This window comes from Methylophilus rhizosphaerae (genome assembly GCF_900100975.1).
GTDB classification, from domain to species: domain Bacteria; phylum Pseudomonadota; class Gammaproteobacteria; order Burkholderiales; family Methylophilaceae; genus Methylophilus; species Methylophilus rhizosphaerae.
Genome location: NZ_FNFX01000001.1, coordinates 36,836 through 59,202, shown reverse-complemented (window position 1 = coordinate 59,202; position 22,367 = coordinate 36,836). Strand labels below are relative to the sequence as shown.

Sequence of the window (22,367 nt, the reverse complement as noted above, 5' to 3'; positions counted from 1 at the left end):
GCATGAAACAGATTTTTAATTTCTCTGCCGGCCCGGCAGTGTTACCAAAACCTGTGCTGGCGCGTGCGCAGGCCGAGATGCTGGATTGGCATGGCAGCGGCATGAGCGTGATGGAAATGTCACACCGTGGCAAGGAGTTCACCGGCATTCTGGAAAAAGCAGAAGCGGATTTGCGCCAGCTGCTGGCGATTCCGGCCAATTATAAAGTGCTGTTCCTGCAAGGCGGTGCCATTGGCGAAAACGCCATCATCCCGATGAATTTGCTCAATGGCAGAGCGGCGGATTACGTGGTCACCGGCTCCTGGAGCAAGCGCAGTGTGCAGGATGCCAGGGCTTATGGCCAGATTAATATCGCAGCTTCCGCTGAAGCAGGTGGCTTTACCCATGTGCCTGCATTTGCTGACTGGCAATTGAATAAAGACGCGGCCTACGTGCATTACTGTACGAATGAAACGATTAATGGCGTTGAGTTTGTAGAGGTGCCGGAGACGTATGGCGTACCGGTTGTGGCGGATATGTCTTCGCATATTCTGTCCCGCCCGATTGATGTGTCAAAATATGGCGTAATTTATGGTGGCGCACAGAAAAACATCGGCCCGGCTGGGTTGTGCCTGGTGATTGTGCGTGAAGACTTGCTGGAACAGGCATCCCCGCTGACGCCCGCCGTGTTTCACTGGAAAACGCAGGCAGAAAACCAGAGCATGATCAATACGCCGCCGACTTACAGCATTTATATTGCCGGCCTGGTGTTTGAATGGTTGCTGGCGCAAGGTGGGGTAGAGGCGATAGAAAAAGTGAATATTGCCAAGGCTAACCTGCTGTATGACTATCTGGATCAAACCGATTTTTACTATAACCCGATCCAGCCGGCATTCCGTTCACGTATGAACATTCCGTTCCGCTTGCAGGACGAAGCGCTCAATGATGCCTTCCTGAAGGCGGCGGATGCGCGTGGATTGTTACAGCTGAAAGGCCATCGTTCCGTCGGCGGTATGCGTGCGAGTATCTACAATGCAATGCCGGTCGAAGGGGTAAAAGCCTTGGTCGCATTCATGCAGGAATTCGAAAAAAATAATTCTTAAGTTGCATTAAGTATAATTCTTAAATGTCTGATTTATTAAAACAATTTAGAGACAAGATTGATGCTCTCGATACGCAGATGCTGGCACTGGTCAATGAGCGTGCCAAACTGGCGCGTGAAATCGGGCATTTGAAAGAGGACGGGGTGATTTACCGCCCCGAGCGTGAAGCACAAGTTATCCGCCGTTTACAGGCTGACAATGAAGGTCCGCTTTCTGCTGAAGCGGTCAGTTATATTTTTCGTGCGGTGATGTCCAATTGCCGCGCACTGGAAAAAGAACTGTCCATCGCTTTTTTAGGCCCTTTGGGTACTTATAGCGAAGAAGCCGCCCTGAAGCAGTTTGGTGAAGGGCGCCAGGCCGTGGTGTGCGGCAGCATCGATGAAGTGTTCCGCACGGTGGAAGCAGGGCAGGCGGATTACGGCATTGTCCCGGTGGAAAATTCCACCGAAGGCGCTGTTGGCATTACGCTGGATTTATTGCTGGCCAGCACATTGCATGTGGTGGGGGAAGTCACGCTGCCGGTGCATCACTGTTTATTGTCCGCCCAACAGGATATTAGCCAGATCACGCATATATTCTCGCATGCGCAGTCATTGTCGCAATGCCACGAATGGCTGAATAAGTTTTTGCCGAACGCACAGCGAGAAGCCGTGACCAGCAATGCGCGTGCAGCGCAGATGACGCACGACCTGGTGGCAAGCCAAGGGACGTTTGCGGCAGCCATTGCCAGCAAGCGGGCGGCCGAGCTGTTTGATTTGAATATCCTGGCCGAGAATATTGAAGACGATCCGAAAAATACGACGCGTTTCTTGGTACTAGGCAATCATGGGGTGGCACCGTCAGGCCAGGACAAGACCTCCCTGGTGATGAGCGCACATAACAAACCCGGTGCAGTATTGCAGTTGCTGGAGCCGCTGTCGCGCCATGGCGTGAGCATGACCAAACTGGAATCCAGGCCTTCCCGCCAAAACTTGTGGAATTATGTGTTTTTTGTGGATATTGAAGGCCATCAGCACATGCCCTCTGTACAAGCCGCACTGGCGGAACTGGCTGAGCGTGCTACTTTTCTAAAAGTGCTGGGTTCTTACCCGGCCGCCATTATTTAATTGTCAACCTTATGTCCGATTTATCCAATTTAGCGCCGGCGAATATTCGTGCGATTGCGCCTTATCAGGGTGGTAAACCCATTAGCGAACTGGCACGCGAAATGGGGTTGAATGAAGCAGATATCGTCAAACTGGCTTCTAACGAGAACCCTTTGGGCATGAGCCCGAAAGCGCAAATGGCGCTGGAAGAGGCGCTGGCTGAAATCTCGCGCTACCCGGATGGCAACAGTTTTACCTTGCGCGATGCCGTCAGCAAGAAATACGCCGTTCAGGCTGCCCAGATTGTGTTTGGCAATGGGTCTAACGATATCCTGGAACTGGCGGCACGGGCTTTCCTGACAGCAGGGGACGAAGTGATTTATTCGCAGCATGCATTTGCCGTGTACCCCTTGGTCACGCAAGCCGCAGGCGCAACTGGTGTCGTCGTGCCTGCGATTGAGTTCGGCCATGACTTGCCGGGCTTCCTGCAGGCGATTACGCCAAAAACCAAGCTGATTTTTGTGGCCAACCCGAATAACCCGACGGGTACATTAATTGCCAAACCCGTGTTAAGCCACTTTTTGCAGCAGGTGCCCAGGCATATCGTCGTGGTACTTGATGAGGCCTATGACGAATATTTATCTGAGGCTGATAAATCTGAAGCGATCAGCTGGTTGGCCGAGTTTGAAAACCTAATTATTTCCCGCACTTTTTCCAAGGCGTATGGCCTGGCAGGGTTGCGTGTCGGATTTGGCCTAATGCATGCGGCATTGGCCGATTTAATGAACCGAGTCCGCCAGCCATTTAACGTGAATAGCCTGGCGCAAGTGGCGGCGACGGTTTCATTGCAGGATGAGGATTTTGTGGCACGCAGTTATGCCGCCAACCAGGCGGGCATGGCACAGATCACGCAAGGTTTGACCAGGCTGGGGCTGAGCTTTATCTCCTCGTTTGGCAACTTTGTCAGTTTTAAAGTGACCAATGCAGGCGCCGTCAACCAGGCGTTACTGAAACAGGGCGTGATTGTAAGGCCGGTGGCCAATTATGAAATGCCGGATTATTTGCGCGTCAGTATCGGTTTGTTTAGTGAAAATGCACGCTTCCTGGAAGTGCTGGAAAAGATTTTAGGGTCATGACTGTTTACGAAAAATTGGCGACCGACGATGTTCGGGTGCTGGAAATCAAGCCGCTAATCAAGCCGGCGGAACTTTTATCGCGCCTGCAGGAGAGTACTGCCAGTACGCAGAATATCGTGAAAACGCGCACGGCTATCCATCACATCCTGCACCAGGGCGATGATAGACTGCTGGTGATCGTAGGGCCTTGCTCGATTCATGATACCGAAGCCGGGATGGAATATGCCAGACGCCTGCTTGACATACGCAACCGCCTGGTTAATGAGTTACTGATTGTCATGCGCGTGTATTTCGAGAAACCGCGTACTACAGTCGGTTGGAAAGGCCTGATTAACGACCCGCATCTGGATGGCACCTACGATGTCAATTTCGGCCTGGAAAAAGCACGCCGGTTTTTGATGGATGTGAATGAAATTGGCGTGCCGGCTGCGACAGAATTCCTGGATGTGGTTTCGCCACAATATACTGCCGACCTGGTGAGCTGGGGCGCGATTGGCGCCCGCACGACTGAATCACAAATCCACCGTGAACTGGCATCTGGCTTGTCCTGCCCGGTGGGATTCAAGAATGGGACGGATGGCGGTGCCAAAGTGGCCATTGATGCCATTAAAACAGCCGCCAGCCCGCATCATTTCCTGTCTGTGACCAAGGAAGGCGAGTCGGCCATTTTTGCGACCAAAGGCAATGAAGACTGCCACGTCATTTTGCGGGGTGGCAAACTACCCAATTACGATGCACACAGTATCGCCGAGGTATGCGACGAACTGGCAGATGCTGGTCTGGCACCTGTATTAATGGTGGATTGCAGCCATGGAAACAGCCAGAAGCAGTTTAAAAATCAAATTTCGGTAGTTGACAATATTGCCGGCCAGATCGCCAGTGGCGATAGCCGCATTATTGGCGTCATGCTGGAATCGCATCTGAATGAAGGTCGCCAGGATCACTCCCCAGGCTGTCCTCTGAAGTATGGGCAGTCTATTACCGATGCCTGCCTGGGATGGGAAGACTCCGTGACCGTGCTGGAAACCCTGGCCGCCGCCGTCAAGGCGCGCCGCGAAAAACAGGCAGCAGAAGAGTAACTGCCTGGCTGTACCGGATAAAAGAGCCGCATTTCCTTGCGGCTTTTTTCATTTTATTGCAGGGCGTAGCCTGTGCTCATGAAAATCATGAGCAGCGAATCATTGTCAATAGCAGGCTGATCGTGCAACGCATGCGTATGATGCCAGTCTTACCAGATAGGAAATGGCTTTTAACCTTTAAGCATGATGGAATAGCCATTTGAAGCGTCATCAACGAGTATGTTGAATTATTGTATGATGACCTTGAATATTTTTGAGTAACCATTAAAACAAGAAGCGATTATGTATATACACGTGTTGGGTGCTGGTGCTGGCGGTGGATTTCCGCAGTGGAACTGTAACTGTCAGAATTGTGACGGTTTGCGCAAGGGAACGATTAAAGCCAAACGGCGTACACAGTCTTCCATCTGTGTTTCCAGCAACGGCGTTGATTGGGTGCTGTTTAATACCTCGCCAGACATATTGCAGCAAATACAGGAATTCCCTCCCTTGCAGCCTGGCCGGGCGATTCGCGATAGTGGCATTCAGGCGATTATGCTGATTGATGCCCAGATTGACCATACCACCGGTTTGTTTATGTTGCGTGAAGGCCAGGTCAAGCGCGAGATTTATTGTACCAGGATGGTATATGAAGATTTGACCAGCGGTAACCAGATCCTGAATATCCTGGGCCATTACTGTGGCATCAACCACCATGAAATTGCCATTGATGCCGATGATGTCAGCAATGCTCGCAGCTTCGAGATTCCGGGTGTCCCTAACCTGCGTTTTACTGCAGTGGCACTCAAGAGTGCTGCACCACCATATTCACCACACCGTAATGACCCGCATCCTGGCGACACGATAGGCGTATTGATAGAAGAAATCTCAACCGGCAAGAAATGCTGGTATTCACCAGGGCTGGCAGAAATAGAACCTCATCTGCCACCATTGATGAGTCAGGCGGATTGCATTATGGTCGATGGCACTTTCTGGACCAACACTGAAATGCTGGATATGGGATTGATGAGCAAAACTGCGCGCAGCATTGGTCATAACCCGCAATCCGGCCCTGGCGGCATGATAGAAGAGTTGGATAAGTTTGGTACGAACAAACCGGTACGTAAAGTGCTGATTCATATCAACAATACCAATCCGATTTTAAGGGAAGATTCCGCCGAACGTGCGATTCTCGATGATCACAAAATCGAAGTCGCCTACGACGGCATGGACATCATTCTATAGGAGAGCAACATGAACGCAGTGACTCAGGCACCATTGCCCTGGACCCGTGAGGAATTCGAAGCCAAACTTCGCGAAAAAGGGCAAGGTTACCATATCTACCATCCGTTTCACGTGATGATGTATGAAGGCAAATTGACCAAAGAGCAATTGCAGTGCTGGGTCGCCAACCGTTTTTACTACCAGATCGCGATTCCAATGAAGGATGCGGCAATTCTGTCTAATTGCCCGGACAAGGAAGTACGCAAGCAATGGATAGTGCGTATTACCGATCATGATGGCGTGGATGACCAGATCGGGGGCATTGAAGCCTGGATCAAGCTGGGAGAAGCCGTTGGCCTGACTCGCGAACAAGTGACCAGCCTGGAACTGGTTTCTCCTGGTGTGCGTTTTGCGGTCGATGCCTATATTAACTTTGCCAAACAGCGCCCCTGGCAGGAAAGCGTCTGTTCCAGCCTGACCGAACTGTTTGCGCCGCATATCCACCAGCAACGCATCAGCTCCTGGCCTGGTATGTACCCATGGGTCAAGGAAGAAGGCCTGATGTACTTTAAAAAGCGCCTGACAGAAGCACGTCGCGACGTAGAGCAGGGTTTAAGTGTGACTTTGGATTACTTCAGTCCTTCGCGCGAAATGCAGATGAAGGCATTGGAAATTTTGCAATTCAAACTGAATGTGCTTTGGGTGATTGCAGACTCGATCATGCTGGCCTGTACCGACATTAAAACGGAAGGCCGTGATTACTTACGCCAGCCCGTCATACAGATCGAAAGCTAAGCCCGGTCAGAGAAGTTATTGAAAGTAAGAACATGGAAAACAATATTCAGCATACAGATATTTATGCGATTGCCTTGCATCACCGCTTTCAGTGGGAAGAGGCGCAGCAAAGCTATGTCATCCTGTTTCCGGAAGGCATGATCAAGCTGCATGGCGGTGCAGGCGAGATTCTGAAACGCGTGGATGGTAAAGCCACTGTAGGCGATATTGTGGCTGACCTGAAAGCGGCTTTTCCTGATGCCGAAGACATTGAAAACGATATCCTGGGCATGTTTGACCTTGCCGTAGGCAAAGCCTGGTTGCGCAAGGTGAATTAATCCGAAAGGAGAGCATGATGGCACAATTAAATAATGGCGTTGCAGCAAGCGTGACCCAGAAGCAGCCGTTATGGCTGCTGGCAGAAGTGACTTATCGCTGCCCGCTGCATTGTGCTTTTTGTTATAACCCGACCGATTATGACAAGCACACCAAAAATGAGTTAAGTACCGAGCAATGGATCAGCGCCCTGCGTGATGCCCGTAAAATGGGGGCCATTCAACTGGGCATTTCCGGTGGCGAGCCTTTATTGCGCGATGATATCGAAGACATTGTCGCTGAAGCACACAAGTTAGGTTATTACAGTAACCTGATTACTTCCGGGGTGGGGTTAACTGAAAAACGCATCCAGGCCTTTAAAGAAGGGGGCCTGGATCACATCCAGCTTTCCATGCACGATGTGACGGAAGACATCAGCAACTTTATTACCAATACGCGTACTTTCGAGTTGAAGAAAAAAGTGGCGGCCATGATTAAAGCGCATGGTTATCCCATGGTGTTGAATGTGGTGATCCACCGTTACAACATTGACCAGGTCGACAAGATTCTGGAAATGGCAGAAGCATTGGGCGCTGACTATGTCGAACTGGCCAATACCCAGTACTACGGCTGGAGCCTGGTCAATCGCGATCAACTCATGCCTACGCGTGAACAGTTAAACCGTGCAGAAGCAGCGACTAATGCGTTCAGGGAACGTGTTGGTAATAAAATGAAGGTGTTTTTTGTGGTGCCGGATTACTTTTCCGACCGCCCGAAAAAATGCATGAATGGTTGGGGTGAGGTATTCATGATCGTGACAGCGAATGGCGATGTGCTGCCTTGTCACTCTGCGCGCGTTTTGCCGGGCCTGACTTTCCCCAATGTGCGTGAGAACGGCCTGGAATGGGCCTGGAAAGAGTCGCCGGCATTTAACAAATATCGTGGCATGGAATGGATGAAAGAGCCTTGCCGCAGCTGTAGCGAGAAGGAAAACGATCTGGGTGGTTGCCGCTGCCAATCCTACTTGCTGAGTGGTGATGCGGAAATGGCCGATCCTGTTTGCACCAAGTCACCTAATCGCCATTTGATTGATGAAGCGCTGTTGAACTCGCAGAAACCATTTTTGCGTGAGCAGCCTATCATTTTCAGGACAGACAAGAATTCCAAGAAATATGTGGAAGGGGATAAAGAGCGGATTGAGCAGTTTCATGCCCTGCCTTAACGAGCAGCGTTAGCCGCTTGCTGCAATATGCTTTATTATTTACAGGTGCCCAGGCACCTGTCTTGTTTTTAAAGAAAGCGCTTCATTTTGAAATCTCGTTCCTCCGTGCTGGTGCTGGTACTCGCCACACTGGCTGCATTGGCCCCGTTTGCGATTGATACTTACCTGCCTGCGTTTCATGTCATGGCTGCCGAATTTGGTACCGATGGCGTGGCTATCCAGCAAAGCCTGACCTTTTATTTGCTCCCTTATGCCATCATGACGTTGTGCCATGGCGCCATTTCCGATGCCATCGGCCGTATTAAAACCATTAAATGGGGGCTGGGTATTTTCGTAGTGGCCAGCGTGGGCTGCGCTTTCGCCCCCAATGTACAGACCTTATGGCTGTTCCGCGCATTACAAGGCGTCAGTGGCGGGGCAGGGAATACCGTGGCCCGTGCCATGGTGCGGGATCTGTTCTCCGGACCACAAGCACAGCGCGTCATGGCGACAGTACAACTCCTGTTCGGGATTGCACCAGCGGTCGCGCCGATATTGGGCGGGCTGTTACTGGGCATCCACTGGCAAGCCATTTTTGTATTTCTGGCCCTTTATGCTGCTATCGCTCTGGGCGCAGCCGTAAGGTACCTGCCCGAAACCATGACGCCAGACAAACGCGTGCCCCTGTCTTTCGCAGGCATTGCCCGCAGTTATGGCATTATGTTGCAACATCGCACATTCGTGGTGCTGATTACCTGCCTCGGCCTTAATTTTGCAGCGTTTTTTATTTATGTACTCGCCAGCCCGGTGTTCTTGGTCGAGCATTTGCACTTGAGTAGCCAGCAATTCGGTTTTTTGTTTATCCCAACGGTGACCGGCATGATGTTGGGCTCGTGGATTTCCCGACATAGTGCAGGAAAATTATCGCCGTCCAGATTGCTACGCTGGGCGTTTGTATGGATGGTGCTGGTTGCCTGTAGCAACGTTGGCATACAGTATTGGGCCATGCACACGATGCAGTCTGCCTGGTGGCTGGCCATTCTTCCCATTGCCCTGTTTAATATTGGTATGGCGGCAGCCATGCCCGTACTTTCCATTGCTGCGCTGGATTGCTTTCCCGCGGTGCGCGGTGCAGCGGCCTCGGCGCAGGCATTTATGCAAATGCTTTGTTCCACGCTCAGTTCAGCCGTGATTGTGCCATTGATGTGGGATTCCCCCCTGAAACTGGCACTGACCATGCTGGTAATGACATTGATGAGTGCTGTACTGTTGTTTTTTGCACGCCGACAGCCAATGCCCGCACGAATGGAGATCGGGTAAAAGCGCTAAACTATGAGGCGTTTCACAGCTTGATTGCGCATTTAAAATGCGACAGGCTACTTTAATATGGCAGTGTAGTGCATTTTGCGCATGGCATATTGGAAGGGCAAGCAGAGGGAACCTGAAATGGAATTGAGCAGAGAAGAAGAAGCACATAAAGCTTATGTCAAATTGCTGACCGGTCAAGGTGTGAGCCAGCGCACACTGGTGCAACGCGAATTTATCATTCTCCGGCTCAGCGCATTCTTGAAAGAGATTCCCTGTGACGGTAGCCATTACCGTCAGGCAGTGGACCGGTTTATTGCCAGTATTGATACGGCTGAAATCCCCATGGTGCTGCCAGTGGTGCGCGAGTTTTTCTCCTTCTGGGTGCGGGATATCAAGGCGATTGCTGCCATGAGCCAGGCTAGGTTATTCAACGGCGCTGCCCCGGCCGCCATGGCCACGCAGGATGAGTTGTTCAAGCATTGGTATGACCTGGATAAAACGGCCATGACCACGGCGGAAACACAGGCCCTGGAGGCTTTCCGGCATGTGTCGCTGGTGAAAGAGCTTGATCCGGCCAGGTTCAAGGAACGTATGCGTATGGCTAAATGTTTACTGCTGTCTTTGCGTAGTGTGCCGCACAAACAGTCTCACAGCTATCGCCAGATGGTGGATAGAAACCTGCCCTTATTTATCGCGCTGGGTAACCAGCATGCATTTTTGAGTATGTCGCGTGAGTTTTATTACTGCTGGCGTGGTGATGCATTGCAGCCACAAGCGCAAACCGGTTCCCACACGGGCGAGATAGCAATGGCTGCCTGATGGGTTACAGCACCAAGTTAATTTAACGAGTCAACAAACGCCAGCCTTAGCGCTGGCGTATTCTTTGCAGGATAATGGCCGATAGTTCTTCAATCGAACGGCTGGTTGAGTCTGCCCATGGAATATTGTAGTGCCGCATCATTTGTTCTGCCGTGGCGATTTCGTTGCGGCAATTGTCTAGTGAAGCATAAAAACTGTCAGGGCGGCGTTCGCTGCGTACGGAATGCAGCCGTTCAGGTTTAATGGTCAGCCCGAAAATCTTCTCGATATTCTTTTCCACTGCTGCCGGTAATGAGCCGCGCTCAAAATCCTCTGGAATCAATGGGTAATTGGCCGCCTTGATGCCAAACTGCATGGCCAGGTAAATACTGGTAGGGGTTTTCCCGCAGCGGGAGACCCCGATCAGGATGACATCTGCCTCATCCAGCCCAGAGTTGGTCATGCCATCATCGTGGTTCAGCGTGAAATTAATCGCTTCCATGCGCTCAAGATAACTATGGCCTTTGACACTATAGGCAATACTGGCGCCGGTTAATGGTTCCTGATGCAGTTCTGCGCCCAAGGGATAGATAAAGCGATGGAATAAATCGATGAAATAGGCATTGGCCTGTTTTAAGCGATCGCGGTGTTCGCCATTGCCAATCGACATGATCACAATCGGGCGAATGCCATCCTGATCGCCGACTTTCTGGATATGTTCCACCGCTGCCTGCACCTTTTCATCATTATCGGTAAAAGGCAGGCGGGTGGTGGTGAACTGGGTGTTTGGAAAGTGCTCCAGCAGCTTACTTAAGGCACCCGCCGTGATCCCTGTCCCGTCAGAAATAATAAACACAGAACGGTGATTCATACAGATGCCTCAGGTAAATTACAGCGGATTGGAGTTATTTTTTAGTCAGGCGCTGCCAGGTCGCAACCACGGTATCCGGGTTCAGGGACACGGACTGGATACCTTCTTTGACCAGCCATTCGGCAAAGTCTTCATGGTCGGAAGGGCCCTGGCCGCAAATACCTACATATTTGCCTAAGCGGTTGCAGGTATTGATTGCCATTTTCAGCAATTCCTTGACGGCGTCGTTACGCTCGTCAAACCCGTCCGCCAGGATGCCGGAATCGCGATCCATGCCCAAAGTCAGCTGGGTCAGGTCATTGGAGCCGATGGAAAAACCATCGAAGTATTGCAGGAACTGTTCCGCCAGCAGGGCATTGGCAGGGATCTCGCACATCATGATCAGGCGCAGGCCATTTTCGCCCCTCTTCAGACCATTCTCTGCCATGATTTCAGTCACGGCGCGGGCTTCATCCAGGGTGCGTACAAAAGGAATCATCAATTCGACATTGGTCAGGCCCAGTTCATCCCGCACCTTTTTCATGGCCTGGCATTCCATGGCGAAACACTCTTTAAAGTCTTCTGCCATGTAGCGCGCAGCGCCGCGGAAGCCGATCATCGGGTTTTCTTCATCTGGCTCATAAATGTCACCACCCACCAGTTTTTTGTACTCGTTGGACTTGAAGTCAGAAGTACGCACAATCACTGGTTTGGGGTAAAAGGCGGCAGCAATCGTCGCTACGCCTTCCGCCACTTTATCGATATAGAACTGTTTCGGGCTGGCATAACCGCGCGCACGGTTATGAATGGTGGCCTGTATCCCCTTAGGCATGGCATCCACGTTCAAAATAGCCTTGGGGTGAATACCAACCATATTGTTGATCACGAATTCCAGGCGCGCCAGGCCAACGCCATCATTCGGTGTCTGGGCGAACGTAAACGCCATATCCGGGTTGCCCACGTTCATCATGATTTTACAGGGCGGTTTTGCCAGCTCGCTGTTGGATTGCGTGGATACCTCGTAATTCAGTTCACCGTGGTAAACAAAACCGGTCTCGCCTTCGGCACAAGACACGGTGACGATTTCACCATCACGCAGCAAATCGGTTGCATTGACTGAGCCTACGATGGCAGGAATGCCCAGTTCACGCGCAATAATCGCTGCGTGACAGGTACGGCCACCACGGTTAGTCACCAATGCACTGGCACGCTTCATCACCGGCTCCCAGTTAGGGTCAGTCATGTCGGCCACCAGCACATCACCTGGCTGAACTTCATGCATTTCCGCCGGATCCAGCACGATACGTACCGGGCCAACGCCGACTTTCTGCGTCACGGCACGGCCAGCGACCACTGGCACGGAAGAGTGCTTCTGCAATTTGAAGGTTTCGGTGACATTGTTCGCGGCTTCCTGGGATTTCACAGTCTCAGGACGTGCTTGCAGGATATACAGTTTGTTGTCCAAACCGTTTTTACCCCATTCGATATCCATGGGGCAGCCGTAATGCTGCTCAATAATCATGGCATACCCGGCCAGCTCCAGGATATCGGCATCGGTCAGCGAGTACCGGTTGGATTCAGCCGCGTCTACCGGCACGGTATGCGTAGACTTACCGGCCTGTGTCGCGTCAGAAAATACCATCTTGATCAGCTTGGAGCCCATGGTGCGGCGCACGATGGCTGGTTTGCCTTGTGCCAGCAAGGGTTTATGCACATAGAACTCGTCCGGGTTGACAGCACCTTGCACCACGGTTTCGCCCAACCCATAAGACGCTGTAATAAAGGCAACGTCACGGTGACCGGATTCGGTATCAATGGTAAACATCACACCGGCACAGCCAATATCGGAGCGCACCATTTGCTGCACACCGGCAGAGAGGGCTACATCCGCATGTACAAAGCCTTTGTGTACGCGATAAGAAATCGCACGGTCATTATAGAGGGAAGCAAATACTTCCTTGATGGCATGGTTGATATTTTCCAGACCATGAATATTCAGGAAACTTTCTTGCTGGCCCGCAAAAGAAGCATCGGGCAAGTCTTCTGCTGTTGCAGAGGAGCGTACAGCGAAAGTGGTGCCGGGTGCTGATTTTTCAATCAGTTTGGCATAGTTTTCGGCAATCGCTGTTTGCAATGCGGCTGGAAATTCGGCTTCCATGATCCATTGGCGGATCTGGGCACCACATTTGGCCAGCTCCTGCGTATCATCCGCATTAAGTTTATCCAGCAAGTCATTGATTTTATTGTTCAAACCATTTTGAGATAAAAACTCACGATAAGCATCGGCAGTGGTCGCAAAACCGGTTGGTACGCGTACGCCTTTGGCTGTGAGTTGAGAAATCATTTCACCCAGGGACGCATTTTTGCCACCTACGGACGGTACATCGCTGTTTCTGAGATTCTCAAATGGAATAACATGACTTGCCATATAAAACCCTTAATTGTTTTAAATCAGATGATAATCTATCGCGGAAAGCAATGGATTGAATTCGATAATAGAGGTTTACTGTTGGGCGCAACCTGTTTATGGAATTACATTTAAACGGGCATTATGCCAAAATCGTGTTTTAATGTCACGTCAGCAGCAATCCTACAACTGAAATTCTCCACACCCTTTTGATTATCAACCGCCATGAATGCAGTAATTTCTCCGGAACGCTCGGTCAGCGTCAAGACCTATGGCCGATTGCATCTCGGTTTCTTTGATTTAAGTGGCCAGGCGCAGCGCCAATTTGGCAGCCTGGGCGTTGCCATTGATGCCTATCAGACTGCATTAACCGTTTCAGCAAAGCTGCAGCCATCTGAGGTTGATCCCTGGGCCGCCGCCATTATGCAGCGCCACTTGCAGTCCCTTGGCGTGGATAATCAATTGGCGTTAAATATCCAAACCGCCATTCCGCGGCATGGCGGTTTGGGTTCAGGCACGCAAATGGCATTGGCGATCGGGACGGCTGTCAATGCATTGCTGGATAAACCAGTGAATGCTGCTCAGATCGCCGCCATACACCGGCGCGGTGCGCGTTCCGGGATTGGCATTGCGACATTTGACCATGGTGGCCTGGTGATGGATGGTGGGCGTGGGCCGGAAACTGTGGTGCCGCCCTTGTTGGCAAGGCATGCATTTCCAGAAGAATGGCATTTTTTGCTGATTGAGGATCGCAGCCTCGATGGGCTGCATGGCTCAGGTGAAAAACAGGCATTTAAACAACTGACGCCGCAATCCGCCGCGGCAACGCATAAAATCCAGCATCAACTCCTGATGCAGGGATTACCTGCCTTGGTAGAGCAGGATTTCAACGGGTTCAGCGCATTTATTGGCGCGCTGCAAACGTATAATGCCGAGTATTTTTCCCCGGCACAGGGCGGGATATATGCCAGCCAAGCGGTTGCCCGCGTGCTGGAAATCCTTCAGCACCAGGGGTATTGTGGGCTGGGGCAAACTTCATGGGGTCCTACCGGGTTTGTATTGTTACCTTCAAAAGCCGCGGCATTGCAAAAACAGATGGAGTTATCCCAAATGAACCACCCATCGCTCTCCTTTGTTGTGGCTGCTGCGATCAACCAGCCGGCACATATCGCAGTGCATGGATAACTGTACCAAGACATATTGAGGAAAAGTTGCTCTTTTTACAGTCTGCTTTTGATTTTGAACCAGCACAGGATTGTGTATATTGCACGTGATACTATTTAGCGAATGAGTTCCACAGGGGGAGTAATGAAAAAAACCAGTATTATGCATTTATTCACAGCGGCCAAAAATGCCAGCCCGTTTGATGTCAATATGGCGTTTGATGCCGGCTATGAGAAAATCATTTCCTATACTGATGTCACCCTGAATGAAATTGTGGCCCTGACCCAGGATGCGATTTTTTCGCGCAGCCCCAGCGGGCTCAAGCAGCAGGCCTTGTTTTTTGGTGGCCGGGATATCCAGGTAGCGCTGGAAATGCAAAAACAGGCCCGTAGTGCCATGTTTAAACCTTTCGAATGCCATACCTTCTCTGATCCTTCTGGCGCATTTACCACCGCGGCAGCCATGCTGGCCAAAGTTGATTTTCACCTGAAAAAATCCGGCAGCGGCCTGGGCAAGGAAAAAATCGCCATTTTTGGCGCCAGCGGCACAGTCGGCTCAACTGCGGCCCTGATTGCGGCGCGCCAGGGTTCTGAAGTGCTGATGGTCGGGCATTCTGGCGTGGAAAGCATGCAGGCCTATGTGGACAAATTAGCTGCCAGTTATGATGTAAAACTGAAGGTGGTAGATGGTAGCTCGGAAGCAGCCAAAGTCACCGTCCTGAGTGAAGCTACCGTGGCTCTGTGTGCAACACCTGCCGGTATCCGTGTGCTGGAAACCAGCCAGTTTGCCAATTCCGGAAGCTTGAAAGTGGTGGCTGATGTCAATGCCGTCCCGCCTTCAGGCATCGAAGGTGTGGATACCTTCTCCAATGGTGGCCTGATTGAAGGGACACAGGTGGCCGGTTTTGGTGCCCTGGCAATCGGACAGCTTAAATATGTCACACAAAACAAATTGCTGGAGCAGATGCTGCAAAGCGAATCCCCCATGCATATTGATTACCATCAGGCATACGAATATGCCTGTGCCCATGTAGGGTAGTTGTATTCTTGCGGTTGGCTATCCTGTCACACAGCGCCCGCCTGTATGCGGAAATAGCGCGGCATGAAGGGTTTGAAGTCCTGGCGATAGATGCTTTCGCCGATGCGGATACCAGGCAGAGTGCACATGCAGTATGGCAGTTACCGGCTTTGGGCGGACAGTTGATGCAGGCAGAGGTTGATGCGTTACTTAAGGCATTGGATAAATGGCAGCCGGACGGCCTATTGATTGGCTCCGGCTTTGAGGCCAATATTGAATGCTATGGGCAACTGCACCAGCGCTATCACGTGTTGGGAAACGCGCCTGCGGTCATGCAACAGGTAAAACAGCCGGTATGGTTGCAGGCTTACTGCGAAGCGCACGGCGTGTTATCACCAGAAATACGATTACAGGCACCACTGCAAGGTAAGTGGTTGTACAAACAAACAGGGCAATGCGGCGGATCGCATGTCCGTGATTGGCCTGAGGCTGATGACGCTAGCAGCAGCGATGGTTATTGGCAGGTATCTCAAACCGGGCAGCCAGTAGGCGCTTTGTTTATTGCAGATCAGCAAACCATCATATTGATTGGCGTGCATGCGCTTAAGCAAAGGCCGGGAAAATATACTTATGCCGGTGCGGCGAGATTGCATGAGATGGCGTTGATTCAGGCCATGCAAAACCTGTTGCAAACATTGGTGCCAGATTCGGGATTGGTGGGAATTAATAGCCTGGATGCGATTTGGCACAACGGGCAGTTGCATGTGCTGGAAATCAATCCGAGGTTGAGTGCCAGCATGCGACTATATGCAGATTTGCCATTGATCCAGGCGCATATTGCCAGCTGTCAGCATAATACGATGCCCGCATTTCAGCTCAACAGTAAGCATGCCAGCCACTGCATTGCCTATGCGCGCCAGGCTATAAAAGATGCGCAACTGGACTTTCCCGATTGGGTAGAGGACAGGCCAAACGGTCATGCCGCCATTGCCGCCGGACAACCGGTATGCAGTCTGTATGCTGAAGGGCACTCGGACAGTGAGGTGCGGCAGGCATTGCAGCACAAAAAAACACAATTAGAGAAACTATGGGGAACGTATGTCTGTGAACACATCGAATTCAACATCCATTAGCGTGCAACAATACAGTGCGCCTCTGGTGGCTCACCTGGTCGCCAATGCACCCGCATTAGGCTGCCTTGTGAGCACTCATGAAAGCGGCGCCACCATTGTCGACGCCGGGATTCAAACACCTGGCGGCCTCGAAGCCGGGCGCATCATTGCCGAAATCTGCATGGGAGGGCTGGGGAGTGTCGCGTTACAGCAAGTACCGCAGTTTGCCCACTGGCCATTAAGTGTCGTCGTGACGGCTAAGCAACCGGTGATTGCCTGCCTGGGCAGTCAATACGCTGGCTGGGCCTTGTCTCATGAAAAATTTTTCTCACTTGGTAGCGGTCCGGCCCGTGCTATCGCACAGCGTGAAGAGGTATTTAAAGATATCCACTACAGCGATAAAGGTGAGCAATCGGTGCTGGTGCTGGAAACGGATAAAATACCACCGGTACAAGTTATCGAAAAAGTAGCCAGGGATACCGGCCTGCCGGCCAATAAACTGACTTTTATTCTGACACCCACACGCAGTATCGCGGGTTCGTTACAAGTCACGGCACGCGTGCTGGAAGTCGCTCTGCATAAATGTCATGCCTTGCATTTTGATTTGAATGCCATTGTTGATGGCTATGGCGTGGCACCTGTACCTGCACCATCACCGGATTTTATTACCGGCATGGGCCGCACCAATGATGCCATTTTATTTGGCGGCTTTGTGCAGTTGTTTGTGAACACCGAAGATGCCGCCGCAGAGCAACTGGCACAACAATTACCTTCTTCGGCTTCCAAAGATTACGGACGTCCATTCGCCGAAGTGTTTAAAGCCGTGAACATGGATTTTTACCAGATTGACCCGATGTTATTCTCACCAGCCAAGGTCAGTGTCACCAACCTGAAGTCTGGCCGTACTTTCTTTGCCGGACAATTCAATGAAACATTATTAAATCAGTCATTTGGCAGTTAAATTTTAAGTGATATATTAAATTATCAGGCAGTATGATGTGCAAGGCGAATTAAAGCAGCATAGCAGGCTGGAAAAGCAGTTCCAACACAAATCCTAGCTTTCTAGGCCATCAATAAAAAAACGCGCAGGCTCGACCATTTTTAATCATGAAAGTCGTTCCAATCTTCACTGACGAAGTCGCCCAGCAAGGCGGCTGGCACGGGCAGGCGCTGGCACAGGCGTTTGCCCGCCGGGGCTGGCAGGCGCTGATGGTATGCCTGGATAGCTGCCATGTCAGTGTCGCCAATCAAGTGGTCACAGTGCATATTCCCGGTCTGCAACAGGCTTCACCTATCGCGTTTGTACGCGGTGTCGCCGCCGGGACTACGCAGCAAATCATTACCCGCATGAATATTCTGCATACCTTGCAGCGCCAGGGCATGGCCATCTATAACCATGCACGGGCGATTGAAACCACGGTGGATAAAAGCCTGACCAGCCAGTTGCTGGTTGAGCATGGCGTGGCAACGCCTGAAACCTGGGTATGCGAATACCGGCATACCGCGCACCGCATTATGCAGCAGGTGCTGGATAGCGGCAGAACGCTGGTGATCAAGCCCTTGTTCGGGTCGCAAGGTAAAGGCGTACGCTTAATCGAACACCCGCAACAATTTGCGTTACCGCAGGATATGTTTGTAGATGGCGTTTACTACCTGCAGGAAAAAATCGAGTGTGGGTCTTACCAGCATGATTACCGCGTATTCGTGGTGAATGGCGAACCGATTGCGGTCATGCGCCGCCAGGGGGATGGCTGGTTGCATAATGTTGCGCGTGGTGCACGGTGCAGTGCCTGTGATGAGCTGGATGTGGCTGAATTGGGTGTACGTGCAGCTGCAGCAATCGGAATCTATTACGCCGGTGTCGACATCATGCGCGATCAGCATAGCCAGTTATGGGTGATAGAAGTTAATAGTATTCCTGCCTGGCGCGGCTTGCAGACTATCACCGACCTCAATATCGCCGATATCCTGGTAGCGGATTTATTACGTTTTGCTGGCAAAACCGCAGATAATTAACCGCATGTCACCCAACACTTTGGAAAAAGCTTATTTAACCGCCTGCCTGGCTGAGCTGGAAGCTCTAAAGCCTGGCAATGTACATATATTCGCTGATGGTCATGGCATGCAGGTGCAGGACTTTATCAAGAGCGCAGAAGCCTCGGCACCCGTATTGTGCGACGATGACCAATTTGGTTCCCGTACCTTGGGGCAGCGCATACTGGCTGCACTGGAAGCGACTTATGCCCAAGTCGGCTGTAATACCAATCTGGGGATTATTTTGCTAGTGGCTCCCGTCGTGCAGGCAGCTTTGCAATACCCGCAGTTGTCGCTGCAAACGGCATTGCAGCAAGTGTTACAGGAAACTACGGTCGCTGATGCCGCCCACGTGTATGCTGGTATCCGCCTGGTCAAGCCTGCGGGCATGGGGCAACGGGAGGAGCACGATGTGTCTCAGTCACCGCAGATCACGCTGCTGGCTGCGATGCAACTGGCCGCCAGACATGACATGGTGGCATGCCAGTATGTGGAAGGATATGCGCAGGTATGGAAGCAGGCCTTACCACTCTATGCCAGTTGCATTGAGCGCTGGCAACGCCCGGCCTGGGCCTTGACCGCGGTTTACCTGTACTGGTTGTCTTCGGTGCCAGACAGTCATATTGCGCGCAAATACGGTGAAGCTATCGCGCTGAATGTGCAGCAAACCGCCGCTCATCATGCCCAGGCATTGATGGCACTGGATAATCCGAAGAACTATATGCCGGTACTTTTGCAATGGGATCAGTCACTCAAGCAGGCGGGCATCAATCCCGGCACCAGTGCTGATCTGACCGTGATCACAGCGATGTTGTCCATCTTGAGCCAGCCCGTGAACAGGGCTGGTATACTGTTTCTTTAAAGTGATGCCCATTAAATTGTTTATAAGGAGAGTGCAATGACTGAACAAGTCTTGACCGAACAGGAAATTCAACAACATTTTGCCGAATCCCTGCCGCACTGGATTTATGAGGATGGCTGGATACGCCGCAAATATAAAACCAATAGCTGGAAAGGGACGCTGATGGTGGTCAATACGGTAGGGCATTTGGCGGAAGCGGCCTGGCACCATCCCGATTTAACCGTTTCTTATGCTTTTGTCATTGTGAAACTGTGCACACATACCGCCAAGGGCATCACCATGAAAGATATTGAACTGGCACGGAAAATTGAAGAAGTGATTCAATGGCAGCCACAATTACAGGCAGGTTCCGCACTGGAAGGCACGCCACAGGATGACCTGCGATTCAGTTACGTGAAGTACGACAAATAAACCACAATTACCTCGCTGTTTTTTTGTTACTGATTGATTGCTACTTGATGTTGTATGTCTTCACCCGTTAATCCCGGTCTGCCCCCGGCCATTTTTCTGATGGGGCCGACTGCCAGCGGTAAAACGGCAGCCACCATTGCCTTATACCAGCAGTTACCGATAGAAATCATCAGTGTGGATTCCGCCCTGGTTTACCGGGGCATGGATATTGGGACGGCGAAACCGGATGCAGATGTTTTGCGCCAGGCGCCGCACCACTTGATTGATTTGCTTTCCCCGCTGGAGCAATATTCCGCAGCACAGTTTTCTGCAGATGCACTGGCGCTGATGCATGCGGCTGCGGCAAAAGGGCGTATGCCCGTACTGGTGGGCGGAACGATGCTGTATTTCAACGCCTTACAGCATGGGTTAAGCGATTTGCCACCTGCCGATGTGGCTGTGCGCGCTGAAATTGAGGCTGAAGCCAGCCAGCTGGGCTGGGCTGCGTTGCATGCACAACTGGCCGGTATTGACCCTGAAGTCGCAGCAAAAATACATGCGACCGATACGCAACGCATCGAACGCGCGCTGGAGGTATACAGAATTAGCGGTCAGTCCATGAGTGCGTTGCGGGCGCAGTCGGCAAAAAATGTACTGCCTTTTGATATCCTGAAAATCGCCCTGGTGCCCAGTGATCGCAGTGTTCTGCACCAGCGTATCGCCGAGCGCTTTCAACTCATGCTGAAACAAGGCCTGGTTGAGGAAGTACAAGCCCTGTTAAGCGCTTATCCCCAACTGACAGCGAATGATCCCAGTATGCGTTGTGTCGGTTACCGGCAGACCATGCAGTATCTGAATGGTGAAATTGACTTGCCGACATTGGGTGAGCATGGCGTGTACGCCACCCGGCAACTCGCCAAGCGGCAACTGACCTGGCTGCGCGGCATGCAGGATGTGCACGTGCTGGATTGCCTGAGCCACGACTGGATTAATACTGCGTTGAGACTCATCAGCCAGCATACCCGGCAATAGCAAAAGCAGGCCTGTTCCGGCTCCGCATCTTTCGACAGAACTAATAAGCGCTGTCCTGGCCAACGGCTGTTAACCAGACGGTCTTGGCCACAATCAGCATATCCAGGCGCGGACTCCAGTTACGCAGGTATTCCAGGTCGTAACGCACGCGCTGCTCCATTTTATCCAGTGTATCGGTTTCCCCGCGAAAACCGTTGACTTGCGCCCAGCCCGTAATGCCAGGCTTGACCTTATGGCGCACCATATAACCTTTAATCAGTTTGCGATATTCCTCGTTGTGTGCCACCGCATGCGGGCGTGGCCCGACCACACTCATGCGGCCCTGTAACACATTGATAAACTGGGGCAATTCATCCAGCGAGGTTTTGCGCAGAAATGCGCCCAGTGGGGTAATCCTCTGATCATTTTTCGTGGCCTGCGTGACCTTGCCACCATCTTCGCATACCGTCATGGAGCGGAATTTATACACCATGATTTCCTGCCCATCCAGGCCATAACGCCGCTGTTTGAAAATGATGGGGCCAGGGGAGCTGAGCTTGATGCCAATGGCAATGGCCAGCAGAAGGGGGGAAATCAATATCAGGACCGCGAGCGAGAACAGGATATCGGCCGTGCGCTTGATAAAACCATCCATGCCGGTAAAAGGCGTATCGCAGACAGAAACAACCGGAATCCCGTTCACGTTTGAAACGCAACCCTGGATCAGGTCTGTCACAAACATATCCGGCACAAAATAAATGGAAGCGGTGGAATCTTTCAGGTCGTCCAGTATTTTCAAAATACGCGGGTGACTGGACATGGGCAAGGCGATATATAGCTTGTGTACGGTATGTGAGTGCAGATAGCTGCTTAGCTGATTCAGGTCACCCAGTATCGGATAATCTGGCGTAAGGTTTAAACGCTCGGTAGAGCGGTTTTCAAAGAAACCCAGCACATGCGTACGCTGGTAGTAATCCTCTTTCAGGTTGTCAGCCAGCATCATCCCTTGCTCATTCAGGCCAATAATCAGCGCGTTTTGTATGGGTGCCTGCCACTGGACCAGGCCCGGGCTGGTCCATTTCAATAACTGCAATGCCATAATTTGCGCCACTGGCGTGGCAATCAGCCACATAAGGATCATCTGCTCACTATAGAGGGAGATGTAATGTGTGGTATAGGCAAAAAACAATACTGACGCAGCAATTAAAATCCACTGTGCGATAACGTCACGGCACATCCTGAAAAAACCTTTGCGGATTTTGGCCCCGCTGGGGAAAGTAATTAAGAACAGCACAATTGACGTAATGAAGATCGACATGGAAATGCGGTTTTCCGCATAGATGGATAAGCCCCACAGCACGAATACCATCACCAGCGGTTCGATGAGGGATTCCAGGAGGTACAGTGAGTTGTTGGCGCTGAAGGAAAGGCCTGCAAGTGTTCTGATTGGAGGTTTTGTTGTAGTCATGATGGTAGTTAAGTGGCTGATAACTGAATCAAGCACCTGCCATCATTACCATCCTGCCTGATTGGACAGGT

At 51.5% G+C, this 22,367-nt stretch carries 21 protein-coding genes; 18 read left to right on the top strand and 3 right to left on the bottom strand.

The window, feature by feature from the left end; all coding sequences use genetic code 11:
• Positions 1-2 precede the first annotated feature (2 nt).
• The 10 genes from serC (at position 3) to BLP53_RS00225 (ending at position 10,002) form a co-directional block, all read left to right on the top strand.
• Positions 3-1,082, top strand: a complete 1,080-nt coding sequence (gene serC / locus BLP53_RS00270; protein WP_091468028.1) for a 3-phosphoserine/phosphohydroxythreonine transaminase — start codon at positions 3-5, stop codon at positions 1,080-1,082.
• Positions 1,083-1,105: 23 nt separating this feature from the next.
• Entirely contained in the window at positions 1,106-2,188 is a 1,083-nt protein-coding gene (gene pheA / locus BLP53_RS00265; protein ID WP_091468025.1) for a prephenate dehydratase, read from the top strand.
• An 11-nt stretch (positions 2,189-2,199) separates the two neighbouring features.
• Positions 2,200-3,303, top strand: coding sequence for a histidinol-phosphate transaminase (gene hisC / locus BLP53_RS00260; protein ID WP_091468021.1), 1,104 nt, complete (start codon positions 2,200-2,202; stop codon positions 3,301-3,303).
• Entirely contained in the window at positions 3,300-4,382 is a 1,083-nt protein-coding gene (locus BLP53_RS00255; protein ID WP_091468018.1) for a 3-deoxy-7-phosphoheptulonate synthase, read from the top strand. The genes hisC and BLP53_RS00255 overlap by 4 nt, the downstream gene beginning before the upstream one ends.
• A 282-nt stretch (positions 4,383-4,664) precedes the next feature.
• A complete protein-coding gene (gene pqqB, locus BLP53_RS00250) occupies positions 4,665-5,606 on the top strand; it encodes a pyrroloquinoline quinone biosynthesis protein PqqB (protein ID WP_091468015.1) in 942 nt (313 codons plus the stop codon).
• 9 nt (positions 5,607-5,615) lie between these two features.
• Positions 5,616-6,380, top strand: a complete 765-nt coding sequence (gene pqqC / locus BLP53_RS00245) for a pyrroloquinoline-quinone synthase PqqC (RefSeq protein WP_091468012.1) — start codon at positions 5,616-5,618, stop codon at positions 6,378-6,380.
• Positions 6,381-6,412: 32 nt separating this feature from the next.
• Positions 6,413-6,697 carry a pyrroloquinoline quinone biosynthesis peptide chaperone PqqD gene (gene pqqD / locus BLP53_RS00240; RefSeq protein ID WP_091468009.1) on the top strand — a complete coding sequence of 95 codons (285 nt, stop codon included), beginning with the start codon at positions 6,413-6,415 and terminating at the stop codon, positions 6,695-6,697.
• 17 nt (positions 6,698-6,714) lie between these two features.
• Positions 6,715-7,896 carry a pyrroloquinoline quinone biosynthesis protein PqqE gene (gene pqqE / locus BLP53_RS00235; protein ID WP_091468006.1) on the top strand — a complete coding sequence of 394 codons (1,182 nt, stop codon included), beginning with the start codon at positions 6,715-6,717 and terminating at the stop codon, positions 7,894-7,896.
• Positions 7,897-7,980: 84 nt separating this feature from the next.
• Positions 7,981-9,195 (top strand): multidrug effflux MFS transporter, encoded by a 1,215-nt coding sequence (locus BLP53_RS00230; RefSeq protein ID WP_091468003.1) that lies wholly within the window; start codon positions 7,981-7,983, stop codon positions 9,193-9,195.
• 126 nt (positions 9,196-9,321) lie between these two features.
• Positions 9,322-10,002, top strand: a complete 681-nt coding sequence (locus BLP53_RS00225) for a hypothetical protein (protein WP_091470261.1) — start codon at positions 9,322-9,324, stop codon at positions 10,000-10,002.
• Positions 10,003-10,048: 46 nt separating this feature from the next.
• On the opposite strand, the gene BLP53_RS00220 is transcribed toward BLP53_RS00225, so the two are convergent.
• Positions 10,049-10,852 carry a pyruvate, water dikinase regulatory protein gene (locus tag BLP53_RS00220; protein ID WP_091467999.1) on the bottom strand — a complete coding sequence of 268 codons (804 nt, stop codon included), beginning with the start codon at positions 10,850-10,852 and terminating at the stop codon, positions 10,049-10,051.
• Positions 10,853-10,886: 34 nt separating this feature from the next.
• Complete coding sequence (ppsA, locus tag BLP53_RS00215; RefSeq protein WP_091467996.1) at positions 10,887-13,259, bottom strand: phosphoenolpyruvate synthase; 2,373 nt, start codon at positions 13,257-13,259, stop codon at positions 10,887-10,889.
• Between the two features lie 204 nt (positions 13,260-13,463).
• On the opposite strand from ppsA, the gene BLP53_RS00210 reads away from it, so the two are divergent.
• The 8 genes from BLP53_RS00210 to miaA all read left to right on the top strand — a co-directional run bounded on the left by BLP53_RS00210 (position 13,464) and on the right by miaA (position 20,849).
• Positions 13,464-14,423 carry a beta-ribofuranosylaminobenzene 5'-phosphate synthase family protein gene (locus BLP53_RS00210; protein WP_091467992.1) on the top strand — a complete coding sequence of 320 codons (960 nt, stop codon included), beginning with the start codon at positions 13,464-13,466 and terminating at the stop codon, positions 14,421-14,423.
• Between the two features lie 123 nt (positions 14,424-14,546).
• Positions 14,547-15,440, top strand: coding sequence for an NAD(P)-dependent methylenetetrahydromethanopterin dehydrogenase (locus BLP53_RS00205; RefSeq protein ID WP_091467990.1), 894 nt, complete (start codon positions 14,547-14,549; stop codon positions 15,438-15,440).
• An 8-nt stretch (positions 15,441-15,448) separates the two neighbouring features.
• Entirely contained in the window at positions 15,449-16,552 is a 1,104-nt protein-coding gene (locus BLP53_RS00200; RefSeq protein WP_245652545.1) for an ATP-grasp domain-containing protein, read from the top strand.
• Entirely contained in the window at positions 16,518-17,492 is a 975-nt protein-coding gene (gene mch / locus BLP53_RS00195; RefSeq protein WP_091467987.1) for a methenyltetrahydromethanopterin cyclohydrolase, read from the top strand. The genes BLP53_RS00200 and mch overlap by 35 nt, the downstream gene beginning before the upstream one ends.
• Before the next feature lie 146 nt (positions 17,493-17,638).
• On the top strand, positions 17,639-18,547 hold the full coding sequence (locus BLP53_RS00190) for an ATP-grasp domain-containing protein (protein ID WP_091467984.1): 909 nt from the start codon (positions 17,639-17,641) through the stop codon (positions 18,545-18,547).
• 4 nt (positions 18,548-18,551) lie between these two features.
• Positions 18,552-19,427: a triphosphoribosyl-dephospho-CoA synthase gene (locus BLP53_RS00185; RefSeq protein ID WP_091467981.1), complete on the top strand. Its 876-nt coding sequence runs from the start codon at positions 18,552-18,554 to the stop codon at positions 19,425-19,427.
• Positions 19,428-19,463: 36 nt separating this feature from the next.
• Entirely contained in the window at positions 19,464-19,838 is a 375-nt protein-coding gene (locus BLP53_RS00180; protein ID WP_091467976.1) for a 4a-hydroxytetrahydrobiopterin dehydratase, read from the top strand.
• Between the two features lie 54 nt (positions 19,839-19,892).
• Positions 19,893-20,849, top strand: a complete 957-nt coding sequence (gene miaA, locus BLP53_RS00175; protein WP_091467972.1) for a tRNA (adenosine(37)-N6)-dimethylallyltransferase MiaA — start codon at positions 19,893-19,895, stop codon at positions 20,847-20,849.
• A 40-nt stretch (positions 20,850-20,889) separates the two neighbouring features.
• Here the strand turns inward: miaA and BLP53_RS00170 are convergent, their stop codons facing one another.
• Positions 20,890-22,296, bottom strand: coding sequence for an undecaprenyl-phosphate glucose phosphotransferase (locus BLP53_RS00170; protein WP_176755172.1), 1,407 nt, complete (start codon positions 22,294-22,296; stop codon positions 20,890-20,892).
• Positions 22,297-22,367: the final 71 nt, after the last annotated feature.

What these genes read in the sequence shown, in the direction of transcription:
- serC (WP_091468028.1), top strand. Translation starts at nt 3, where the DNA reads ATGAAACAGATTTTTAATTTCTCTGCCGGCCCGGCAGTGTTACCAAAA.
- pheA (WP_091468025.1), top strand. Translation starts at nt 1,106, where the DNA reads ATGTCTGATTTATTAAAACAATTTAGAGACAAGATTGATGCTCTCGAT.
- hisC (WP_091468021.1), top strand. Translation starts at nt 2,200, where the DNA reads ATGTCCGATTTATCCAATTTAGCGCCGGCGAATATTCGTGCGATTGCG.
- BLP53_RS00255 (WP_091468018.1), top strand. Translation starts at nt 3,300, where the DNA reads ATGACTGTTTACGAAAAATTGGCGACCGACGATGTTCGGGTGCTGGAA.
- pqqB (WP_091468015.1), top strand. Translation starts at nt 4,665, where the DNA reads ATGTATATACACGTGTTGGGTGCTGGTGCTGGCGGTGGATTTCCGCAG.
- pqqC (WP_091468012.1), top strand. Translation starts at nt 5,616, where the DNA reads ATGAACGCAGTGACTCAGGCACCATTGCCCTGGACCCGTGAGGAATTC.
- pqqD (WP_091468009.1), top strand. Translation starts at nt 6,413, where the DNA reads ATGGAAAACAATATTCAGCATACAGATATTTATGCGATTGCCTTGCAT.
- pqqE (WP_091468006.1), top strand. Translation starts at nt 6,715, where the DNA reads ATGGCACAATTAAATAATGGCGTTGCAGCAAGCGTGACCCAGAAGCAG.
- BLP53_RS00225 (WP_091470261.1), top strand. Translation starts at nt 9,322, where the DNA reads ATGGAATTGAGCAGAGAAGAAGAAGCACATAAAGCTTATGTCAAATTG.
- BLP53_RS00220 (WP_091467999.1), bottom strand. Translation starts at nt 10,852, where the DNA reads ATGAATCACCGTTCTGTGTTTATTATTTCTGACGGGACAGGGATCACG.
- ppsA (WP_091467996.1), bottom strand. Translation starts at nt 13,259, where the DNA reads ATGGCAAGTCATGTTATTCCATTTGAGAATCTCAGAAACAGCGATGTA.
- BLP53_RS00210 (WP_091467992.1), top strand. Translation starts at nt 13,464, where the DNA reads ATGAATGCAGTAATTTCTCCGGAACGCTCGGTCAGCGTCAAGACCTAT.
- BLP53_RS00205 (WP_091467990.1), top strand. Translation starts at nt 14,547, where the DNA reads ATGAAAAAAACCAGTATTATGCATTTATTCACAGCGGCCAAAAATGCC.
- mch (WP_091467987.1), top strand. Translation starts at nt 16,518, where the DNA reads ATGTCTGTGAACACATCGAATTCAACATCCATTAGCGTGCAACAATAC.
- BLP53_RS00190 (WP_091467984.1), top strand. Translation starts at nt 17,639, where the DNA reads ATGAAAGTCGTTCCAATCTTCACTGACGAAGTCGCCCAGCAAGGCGGC.
- BLP53_RS00185 (WP_091467981.1), top strand. Translation starts at nt 18,552, where the DNA reads ATGTCACCCAACACTTTGGAAAAAGCTTATTTAACCGCCTGCCTGGCT.
- BLP53_RS00180 (WP_091467976.1), top strand. Translation starts at nt 19,464, where the DNA reads ATGACTGAACAAGTCTTGACCGAACAGGAAATTCAACAACATTTTGCC.
- miaA (WP_091467972.1), top strand. Translation starts at nt 19,893, where the DNA reads ATGTCTTCACCCGTTAATCCCGGTCTGCCCCCGGCCATTTTTCTGATG.
- BLP53_RS00170 (WP_176755172.1), bottom strand. Translation starts at nt 22,296, where the DNA reads ATGACTACAACAAAACCTCCAATCAGAACACTTGCAGGCCTTTCCTTC.